A 9,051-nucleotide genomic window follows, 5' to 3' on the forward strand; every position below is an offset into this window, starting at 1 on the left:
TGCCGAAGAAGGTTCTCAGGGGTTTGATCGGCGGCTCATCGCACCGATGATCCTCGGGTCGATCCTGAATCCGATCAACTCCTCGATGCTCGCGGTCGCGCTGATCCCGATCGGTGTGGCGTTCGGGGCGCCGCCGTCGGAGACGGCGTGGCTGGTGTCCGGGCTCTACCTGGCCACCGCCGTCGGGCAGCCGGTGATCGGGCGGCTGGTGGACATGTACGGCCCGCGCCTGCTCTACCTGCTGGGCACGGCGCTGGTCGGCATCGCGGGGGCGATGGCGTTGTTCGCGCCCGACCTCGGCCTGCTGATCGTCTCCCGGGTGCTGCTCGGCTTCGGCACGTGCGCCGCGTACCCGGCCTCGATGTTCCTGCTGCGCAGCGAGGCCGAGCGCACCGGGATGCGCAACCCCGGCGGCGTGCTGGCGCTGCTGTCCATCTCCAACCAGGTCATCGCGGTCGTCGGGCCGACGTTCGGCGGGCTGCTGATCGGGCTGGGCGGCTGGCACCTCATCTTCGCCGTCAACGTGCCGCTGGCCCTCGCCTGCCTGGTCCTGGGCGCGCTGCGGCTGCCCCGCCGCTCCACGCTGCGCACCCAGCCGGGCGGGGGCGTGGACCTGCCGGGGATGCTGTCGTTCGCGGGCATGCTGACCGCGTTCATGCTGTTCCTGATGGAGCCGGGCGCCGGCCACCTCTACCTGGTCGGGGTCGCGGCCGTGCTGGGCGCCGCGTTCGCCTGGTGGGAGCTGCGGCGCCCGGAACCGTTCATCGACCTGCGGGTGCTGCGGGGCAACGCCGCGCTGCTGGCCACGTACGGACGTCAGGTGCTGGCCTTCACCACCAGCTACGCCTTCCTCTACGGCTTCAGCCAGTGGCTGGAGGAGAGCCGGGAGCTGAGCCCGTCGCAGGCGGGCCTGCTCCTGCTGCCCCTGTCGGTGACCGCGATCATCGCCACCGCGATCGCCAGCAGGAACGCGAGGGTGCGCGGCAAGCTCGTGATCGGCGCCGCCGTGCAGGTGGTGGGCTGCGTCTCCATGCTGAGCCTGCACGCCGCGAGCCCGGTCTGGCTGCTCGTGCTCATCGGCGGCGTCCTCGGCATCTCGCAGGGCCTGATCGGCCTCGGCAACCAGAACGCGCTGTACGCCCAGGCCGACCCCGACCGCATGGGCTCGTCGGCCGGGCTGCTGCGCACCTTCATGTACATCGGCGCGCTGCTGGCCGCCGCCGCCAACGCCGCCTTCTTCCGTGACGGCGCCACCACCGCAGGGCTGCACGGCCTGAGCGTGCTGCTCGCGGTGGTCGCCGTCCTGCTGCTCGCACTCACCCTCGCCGACCGGTCGTTGCGCCGCGTCGGCACCGCGGAAAGGTAACCATCATGGCCGTCACCACCCTCGACCCGCGTACCGCGCTGGTCGTCATCGACCTGCAGCAGGGCGTCCTGGCCCTGCCCGGCACCCCGCACGGCGCGGCCGACGTGCTGGCGCGCACGGTCGAGCTGGCCGACGCGTTCCGTGCGAAGAAGCTGCCGGTCGTCCTGGTACGCGTGACCGTCGCGGCCGACGGCTCCGACGCCGCCCCGGGCCGTACGGAGGCGGGCGGCGCCACCGGCCCGCGACCCCAGGGCTGGGACGAGCTCGCCCCCGAGCTGACCCGCCCTGACGACGTGGTGGTGACCAAGCGGAACTGGGGCGCCTTCTACGGCACCGACCTCGACCTGCGGCTACGCCGCCGGGGCGTGACGCAGATCGTGCTCACGGGCGTGGCCACAAGCATCGGCGTGGAGTCGACGGCGCGGGCGGCGTACGAGCACGGCTACCACGTCACGCTGGCCGTGGACGCGATGACCGACCTGAACGCCGACGCCCACCGTAACAGCGTGGAGCGCATCTTCCCCCGCCTGGGAGAGACCGGCACCACCGCCGACATCCTCGCCCTCCTGGCGAAGACCGGCTGAAGCGCCGCGCCGCCGCCCTGCGTGAGGGCGGCGGCGGGAACCCGCTAGAGGGAGATGGCCTCCGGGCCCAGGAGGGCCTTGATGTCGGCGGCGAAGCTGGGTGCGGCGTTGACCGGCCACTCCGGCAGGGCCATCACCATCGTCTTGCCAGCCGGGCGGCGCAGGTTGATCTGGAGCGGGACCTGGCCCTGGTGGGTCTTCAGGACCTGGCGGAGCTCGTCGAGGAGGCTCGGCGTGATGCGTTCCTCGCGCAGCTGCAGGGTGATCGGGGCGCCGTTCTCGCTGTTGACGCCGGAGACGTCGATGAGCGTCATGTCCTGGGCGAAGATGCTGATCGCGCCGTCGCGGTTGTTGATCTGGCCGCGTACGGACACCACGATGTCGGGCCGCAGCTCGGGCCCGTACAGCTCGTAGTTGCGCGGGAAGAACAGGCACTCGACGGCGGCGTCCATGTCCTCGACGGTGATGATCGCCCAGGTGTTGCCGGCCTTGTTGACCCGGCGGTCGACCTTGGTGACGAGCCCCGCGACCTGCACGTCGCCGCGGTCCTCGCGGCCGCTGTCGAGCAGGTCGGCGATGGTGGTGTCGCGGTTGCGGGCGAGCAGCCGCTCGGTGCCGGCCAGCGGGTGGTCGGACACGTAGAGGCCGAGCATCTCACGTTCGAAGTCGAGCTTGGTCTTCTTGTCCCACTCGCCCTCGGGCACCGCGATGGAGAACACCTCGTCGTCGCCGTCGTCGGCCAGGCCGCCGAACAGGGAGTCCTGGCCGTGGGCCTCGTTCTTCTTGATGTCGATGACGGACTCGACGGCCTGCTCGTGGATCATCAGCAGGCCCTTGCGCGGGTGGTCGAGCGAGTCGAACCCGCCCGCCTTGATCAGCGACTCGATGACCCTCTTGTTGCAGGCGGTCAGCGGCACCTTGGCGAGGAAGTCGTTGAAGTCGGTGAAGCGGCCCTTCTCGGTGCGGGCCTTGACGACGCCGTCCACGACGTTCTCGCCGACGTTGCGTACGGCGCCCATGCCGAAGCGGACCTGGGTGTCACCGACGGCGACGAAGTCGAGCTGGGAGTCGTTGACGTCGGGCGGCAGCACCTGGATGCCCATCTTGCGGCACTCGGCGAGGTAGACGGCCGCCTTGTCCTTGTCGTCACCGACGGAGGTGAGCAGGGCGGCCATGTACTCGGCGGGGTAGTTGGCCTTGAGGTAGGCGGTCCAGTAGGCGACGAGGCCGTAGCCGGCGGTGTGGGACTTGTTGAAGGCGTAGCCGGAGAACGGCAGCATGACGTCCCAGAGCGCCTGGATAGCCGCGTCGGAGTAGCCGTTGCCGCGCATGCCGGCCTGGAAGTTCTCGAACTCCTTGGCCAGGATCTCGGGCTTCTTCTTACCCATGGCGCGGCGCAGCAGGTCGGCGCCGCCGAGCGAGTAGCCGGCCAGCTCACGGGCCACCGCCATGATCTGCTCCTGGTAGACGAGCAGGTGGAAGGTGGGGCCGAGGATCGGCTCGAGCGCCTCTTTCAGCTCGGGGTGGATCGGCTCGATGTCCTGGCGGCCGTTCTTGCGGTGGGCGTAGTTGGTGTGGGCATTGGCCGCCATCGGGCCCGGCCGGTAGAGGGCGAGGACCGCCGCGATGTCCTCGAACCGGGTCGGCTCCATGAGCTTGAGCAGCGAGCGCATGGGCCCGCCGTCGAGCTGGAACACGCCCAGCGTGTCGCCCCTGGCCATGAGCTGGTAGGTGGTGGCGTCGTCGAGCGGGATGGTGAGCGTGTCGAGCTCGATGCCGCGGTTCTGCTTGATGATCTTGATGGCGTGGTCGATGATGCCCAGGTTCCGCAGACCCAGGAAGTCCATCTTGACCAGGCCCATGTCCTCGCACGACGGGTAGTCGAACCCGGTGATGACCACGCCGTCCTTGTCACGCATGTGCATGGGGATCAGGTCGAGCAGCGGCGTGGAGGACAGGATGACCGCCGCCGCGTGCACGCCGGTGCCGCGGATCAGGCCCTCGATGCCGCGCCCTGTGTCGATGACCTTGCGGACGTCGGGGTCGGAGTCGTAGAGGGCGCGGATCTCGGTGCCCTCGATGTAGCGGGGGTGCTCCTCGTTGAACAGGTCGGCCAGCGGCACGCCCTTGCCCATGACGTCCGGCGGCATCGCCTTGGTGATCTTGTCGCCCATGGCGAAGGGGTAGCCGAGGATGCGGCTGGCGTCCTTCACGGCGGCCTTCGCCTTGATCGTGCCGAACGTGTTGACCTGGGCGGTGTACTCGCTGCCGTACTTCTGGGTGACGTAGGCCACCATGCGGTCGCGCTGGCGGTCGTCGAAGTCGAGGTCGATGTCGGGCGGGTTGATGCGCTCGGGGTTGAGGAACCGCTCGAACAGCAGGCCGTGCTCCAGCGGGTCGAGCTCGGTGATGCGGGTGGCGTAGGCCACGATCGAGCCGGTGGCACTGCCTCGGCCGGGGCCGACCGGGATGCCGTTCTCGCGCGCGTAGCGGCAGATGTCGGCCACCACGAGGAAGTAGGAGGAGAAGCCCATCGGGCCGATGACCTTCATCTCCGTCTCGTAGCGCTCCATCACCTCGGCGGGGACGGGCGTGCCGTAGCGCTCCTCCAGGCCGCGCTCGACCTCCTTGCGCAGCCACGACTCCTGTGTCTCGCCCTCGGGCACGTCGGGGTAGTCGGGCATGCGGTCGACGTGGGCGAACACGTCGCCGTAGTCGCCGATCATCTCCGCGACCAGCAGCGTGTTGTCGCACGCCTCGGGCAGCTCGGGGAACAGGCGGTACATCTCGTCGGCCGGCTTGAGGTAGTAGCCGGAGCCGTTGAAGCGGAAGCGGTTGGGGTCGTCCTTGTTCTTGCCCACGCCGACGCACAGGAGGCTGTCGTGCGCGTCGGCCTGGTCCTCGGTGACGTAGTGGGAGTCGTTGGTGACCAGCAGCGGGATGTCGAGCTGCTTGGCCAGCCGCAGCAGATCCTGGCGGACCTCGCGCTCGATGTCGATGCCGTGGTCCATCAGCTCAAGGAAGTAGTTCTCCTTGCCGAAGATCTCCTGGTATTCGCCGGCCACCCGCACGGCCTCGTCGTATTGGCCGAGGCGGATGCGGGTCTGCACCGCGCCCGACGGGCAGCCGGTGGTGGCGACGATGCCCGAGGCGTACTGCGAGATGAGGTCTTTGTCCATGCGGGGCTTGGAGTAGTAGCCCTCGAAGCTCGCCAGCGACGACAACCGGAACAGATTGCGCAACCCGTCGGCGTCCTTGGCCCACATCGTCATGTGGGTGAACCGGCCGCCGCCCGAGACGTCTTTCCCGCCCTCGCCGTCGGCCACGCCGGTCTCGGCCCGCTGCCCCCAGAAGACCGGCTTCTTGACGAACCGGTTCTCCGGCGCGACGTAGGCCTCGATGCCGATGATCGGCTTGACCGGGGAGCCCGAGGCGACCTTCTGGAACTCGTACGCGCCGAACATGTTGCCGTGGTCGCTCATCGCGATGGCCGGCATCTCCAGCCGCTCGGCCTCCTTGAACAGCGGCTTCAGCTTCGCCGCGCCGTCGAGCATGCTGTATTCGGTGTGTACGTGCAGGTGCACGAAGGACTTGCTCACCCGGTCCCCTAACCTTCGCCCCGGCCAGACTTACCGCATGAGCCTATTCCGTCCCAGCCCTCACTCGGAGCGCCGGAGGGGTCTGCGGCGACGGCCGTGACCCGATCGGCTGAGGTCAGCCGTAGCGCGTCAGCTCGTGGAAGAAATCGGGGACGGTGGCCAGCTCCCGCGCGTCGCGGACGGTGTCGTAGACGTGCTTGGCGACGGCCAGGTCCAGCACGCCCAGACCGAACGGCGAGAAGATCACCGGCCGGTCGGCGGGCGGCCGCAGCGCGCCGGTGAGCACGTCGTACAGCGTGCCCGCGACGAAGTCCCGGTGCCCGGTCAGCTGCTCGGCGAGGTGCGGCGAGGTGCCGGCCTTCATGCAGTGCTCGACGTCGTCCACCACGTTCCACGCCGACAGGATGATCTCCGGCGACAGGTCGCGCAGCGAGACGTGCAGCACCAGCGGGTCGTGCGCCAGCCAGGCGGGGTCGGTGACGTGCGGCTCGCCGGCGACGGTGGCGAAGACGACCAGCTCGTACGAGCGGATGAGCTCTTCTGCCGTGTCGCAGACCCGGACCTTGCCGGCCCCGGCGCGCTCCAGATAGTCGCAGAACCCCCGCGCGTGCCCCGCCACCAGATCGTGCACGCCCACCTCGTCGAAGGAGAACCCGGCCGCCACCAGATAGGTGTGGATGTACCGGGCGATCAGCCCCGTGCCCACGAACCCCACCCGGGCCGGGAGCCGCCCCCGCGCCGCGCTCAGCTCGGCCGCCGCCAGGGCCGCCGACGCAGCCGTACGCGAAGCGCTGATGATCGAGCTCTCCAGGCAGGCGAACGGGTACCCGGTCTCCGCGTCGTTGAGCACCAGCACCGCCGACGCCCTGGGCAGCCCGGTGGCGACGTTGCCGGGGAAGCTGGAGATCCACTTGATGCCGTGCACGCCGACGTCGCCCGCGACCGACGCGGGCAGGCCGATGATGCGCGAGGAGGGCCGGTCGGGGAAGCGCAGGAAGAAGGAGTCGGGGTTGACGGTGGCGCCGGCGCCGTGCAGCTCGTACGCGCGGCGCACCACGTCGATCACCACGGTCTCGTCACCCGACAGCGCGCGGTGCACCTGCGCTCCCGGGATGACGGCGAAGGACGGTGACGCATCCATGTGCGGGGCTCCTGTTCTGAGAGGGGAACTCGAGAGGGAATTAGGTCTAGGCCCACCGGAAGTCAGGGCATCGCTCCACTGACGGCCCTGCCGGGCGCGGGCATCGTGGGTGCATGACGAGATCGATAGGGAAGTTCTGCTTCCAGCACCGCTGGAAAGTGCTCATCGCCTCCCTCCTGTTGATGGTGGCGGGTTTCGCCGCGGCCGGGTCGGTCGTCGGCGGGATGTCCGCGGTGCAGCAGCAGAACGTCCCCGAGTCGTTGCAGGCCAGGCAGCTGCTGGGCGAGGGCGGCTCGCAGGTCGTGCTGCTGGTCGAGGGCGTGGATCCGGCGGCGGAGGCGACCGAAGCCGCGCTGGCCCGTACCGCCGCCGCCGTCCGCGGCCTGGAGGGCGTCACCGGCGTGGACGAGCCGCGCACCGCCTCCGACGGCAGCGGCGTCATGCTGGCCGCGGGGATCTCCAAGACCGGGGAGGAGGCGACCGCCTTACGCGTCGCCGACGCCCTCAGGAGCGCCGGCGACGGCCTGCCGGGCGCGCGGGTGCGCATCGGCGGTGACGCCTGGCTGCGGTACCAGACCAAGATGGCCGCGCAGACCGACATGCGGGACGCCGAGTTCAAGGCGCTGCCGCTGACGTTCGTGGCCCTGGTGATCGTCTTCGGCGGGGTGGTCGCGGCCGGGCTGCCGCTGATCACCACCATCGTCAGCGTCGGCGCGGCCTTCGCGGTGCTGCTGGCCATCTCGCAGGTGATCCCGCTGGACGGCAACGTCACCACCGTGGTCACCCTGCTCGGGCTCGGCCTGTGCATCGACTACGGCCTCCTGCTCGTCGGCCGGTACCGCGAGGAGCTGGTACGCCCGTACCGGCGGGCCGCGGCGGCCGGGGGCACGCGGATCAGCCTGGAGGAGCGTGCCAAGGCGGTCGAGCGGACCTGGGCCACGGCCGGGCGCACGGTGATGTTCAGCGCGCTGACGGTCGCGGCGGCGCTGACCGGGCTCATGGCGTTCAACGCCGTCGGCCTGCGCGCGGTCGCCGCGGGCGGCGCCGCCGTCTCGCTGGTCGCCATGCTGACCGCGCTGACCATGGTGGCCGCGCTGATGCGGCTGTTCGGCGGGCGCATCCACCCCTCGCGGCGGGCGCTGCGCGGTGAGGACCGCGTCGGCGGGTTCTTCGAGCGGCTGATCAGCCGGGTGCAGCGCTTCCCCGTGCTGGTCGCGGTGGGCATCGTGGTCGTGCTGGTGGCGCTCGGCGCGCCGATGCTGAGCGCCAAGCTCGCCCTGTCGGGCACCAAGATCCTGCCGCCCGATCTGGAGTCGGTGCAGGTGACGAACGTGCTGGCGGCCAAGTACGGGCGTACCGACCGGCCGGCCGTGCTCGTGCTGGCGCGGACCGAGCCGGAGCGGCTGCAGCAGTGGGCGGAGCGCTGGAAGAGCGATCCGGCGGTCGTCCGCGTGGAGACCGCGCGGCCCGACGGCCCTGGACTGTCGTCCGTGGCGCTGGCCGTGCGCGGCGACACCCAGGGGCCGCCCGCCCGCGAGCTGGTCGAGCGGGTCCGCGCGGACCGGCCGGGCGACTTCCGCATCTGGGTCGCCGGCCAGGCCGCCGAGCTGGTGGACGTCAACGCGCTGCTGCGCGACGGCATGCCGGTGGCGCTGAGCGTCACCGCCGCCGCGATGCTGGTGCTGCTCTTCCTGCTCAGCGGGTCGATCCTGGTGCCGCTGACCGCGGTCGCCATGGCGGTGGTCTCGCTGGGCGCCACGTTCGGGGTGCTCGTGCTGGTCTTCCAGGACGGCTGGCTGTCCGGTGCGCTGGACACGCTGACCGTCGGAGGGCTGGATCCGTTCGCTCTCGCGGTCATCTTCGCCTTCGCGTTCGGTCTCTCGATCGACTACGAGGTGTTCCTGCTGGGCCGGATCAGGGAGCACGTGGACGAGGGTCTCGGCACCCGCGCGGCGGTCCGGGCCGGCGTGCGCGACACCGGGCGGATCATCACCTCGGCCGCGCTGCTGATGCTGGTGGTGTTCGGCACGTTCGGCATGGCCAGGATGGGTGACATCGAGCAGATCGGCATCGGCCTGTTCGTGGCCGTGCTGGTGGACGCCACCCTCGTCAGGTGCCTGCTGGTGCCGTCGGTGATGACGCTGATGGGCCGGGCCAACTGGTGGGCCCCGGCGCCGCTGCGCCGCCTGCATGCCCGGTTCGGGCTGCGGGAGGCGGAGCCCGCGCCGCGACCGCTCATCGAGGTCGGTCAGTCGGCGCGGACAGGTGACTGAGGTGGCCGCACGCGGGGGGTCCGCCGGCGACGAGACGTGCACGATCGCGCCCCACTGCTGCTCGCGCATTCCGGGCACGAGCAGCGCG

Annotated in this window: 5 protein-coding genes; 3 read left to right on the top strand and 2 right to left on the bottom strand. The window is 70.6% G+C overall.

Annotation, left to right across the window (positions count from 1 at the left end; genetic code table 11):
- Positions 1 to 46: 46 nt before the first annotated feature.
- Both AB0K18_RS49465 and AB0K18_RS49470 read left to right on the top strand, forming a co-directional pair.
- Complete coding sequence (locus tag AB0K18_RS49465; RefSeq protein ID WP_364929911.1) at positions 47 to 1,366, top strand: MFS transporter; 1,320 nt, start codon at positions 47 to 49, stop codon at positions 1,364 to 1,366.
- Positions 1,367 to 1,371: 5 nt separating this feature from the next.
- Positions 1,372 to 1,950 carry a hydrolase gene (locus tag AB0K18_RS49470; RefSeq protein WP_364929913.1) on the top strand — a complete coding sequence of 193 codons (579 nt, stop codon included), beginning with the start codon at positions 1,372 to 1,374 and terminating at the stop codon, positions 1,948 to 1,950.
- 44 nt (positions 1,951 to 1,994) lie between these two features.
- On the opposite strand, the gene dnaE is transcribed toward AB0K18_RS49470, so the two are convergent.
- Together dnaE and sbnB are read right to left on the bottom strand one after the other, a co-directional pair.
- Entirely contained in the window at positions 1,995 to 5,549 is a 3,555-nt protein-coding gene (gene dnaE, locus AB0K18_RS49475) for a DNA polymerase III subunit alpha (RefSeq protein WP_364929916.1), read from the bottom strand.
- Positions 5,550 to 5,664: 115 nt separating this feature from the next.
- Positions 5,665 to 6,690, bottom strand: coding sequence for a 2,3-diaminopropionate biosynthesis protein SbnB (gene sbnB / locus AB0K18_RS49480; protein ID WP_364929919.1), 1,026 nt, complete (start codon positions 6,688 to 6,690; stop codon positions 5,665 to 5,667).
- Between the two features lie 113 nt (positions 6,691 to 6,803).
- On the opposite strand from sbnB, the gene AB0K18_RS49485 reads away from it, so the two are divergent.
- A complete protein-coding gene (locus AB0K18_RS49485) occupies positions 6,804 to 8,963 on the top strand; it encodes an MMPL family transporter (protein ID WP_364929922.1) in 2,160 nt (719 codons plus the stop codon).
- Positions 8,964 to 9,051: the final 88 nt, after the last annotated feature.

Origin of the sequence: Nonomuraea sp. NPDC049421, from assembly GCF_040677005.1 — a bacterium.
GTDB classification, from domain to species: Bacteria; Actinomycetota; Actinomycetes; order Streptosporangiales; family Streptosporangiaceae; genus Nonomuraea; species Nonomuraea salmonea.

Bases quoted from the DNA above. Each gene is read 5' to 3' on its own strand.
- sbnB (WP_364929919.1), bottom strand. From the start codon at position 6,690: ATGGATGCGTCACCGTCCTTCGCCGTCATCCCGGGAGCGCAGGTGCAC.
- AB0K18_RS49485 (WP_364929922.1), top strand. From the start codon at position 6,804: ATGACGAGATCGATAGGGAAGTTCTGCTTCCAGCACCGCTGGAAAGTG.
- AB0K18_RS49465 (WP_364929911.1), top strand. From the start codon at position 47: ATGATCCTCGGGTCGATCCTGAATCCGATCAACTCCTCGATGCTCGCG.
- AB0K18_RS49470 (WP_364929913.1), top strand. From the start codon at position 1,372: ATGGCCGTCACCACCCTCGACCCGCGTACCGCGCTGGTCGTCATCGAC.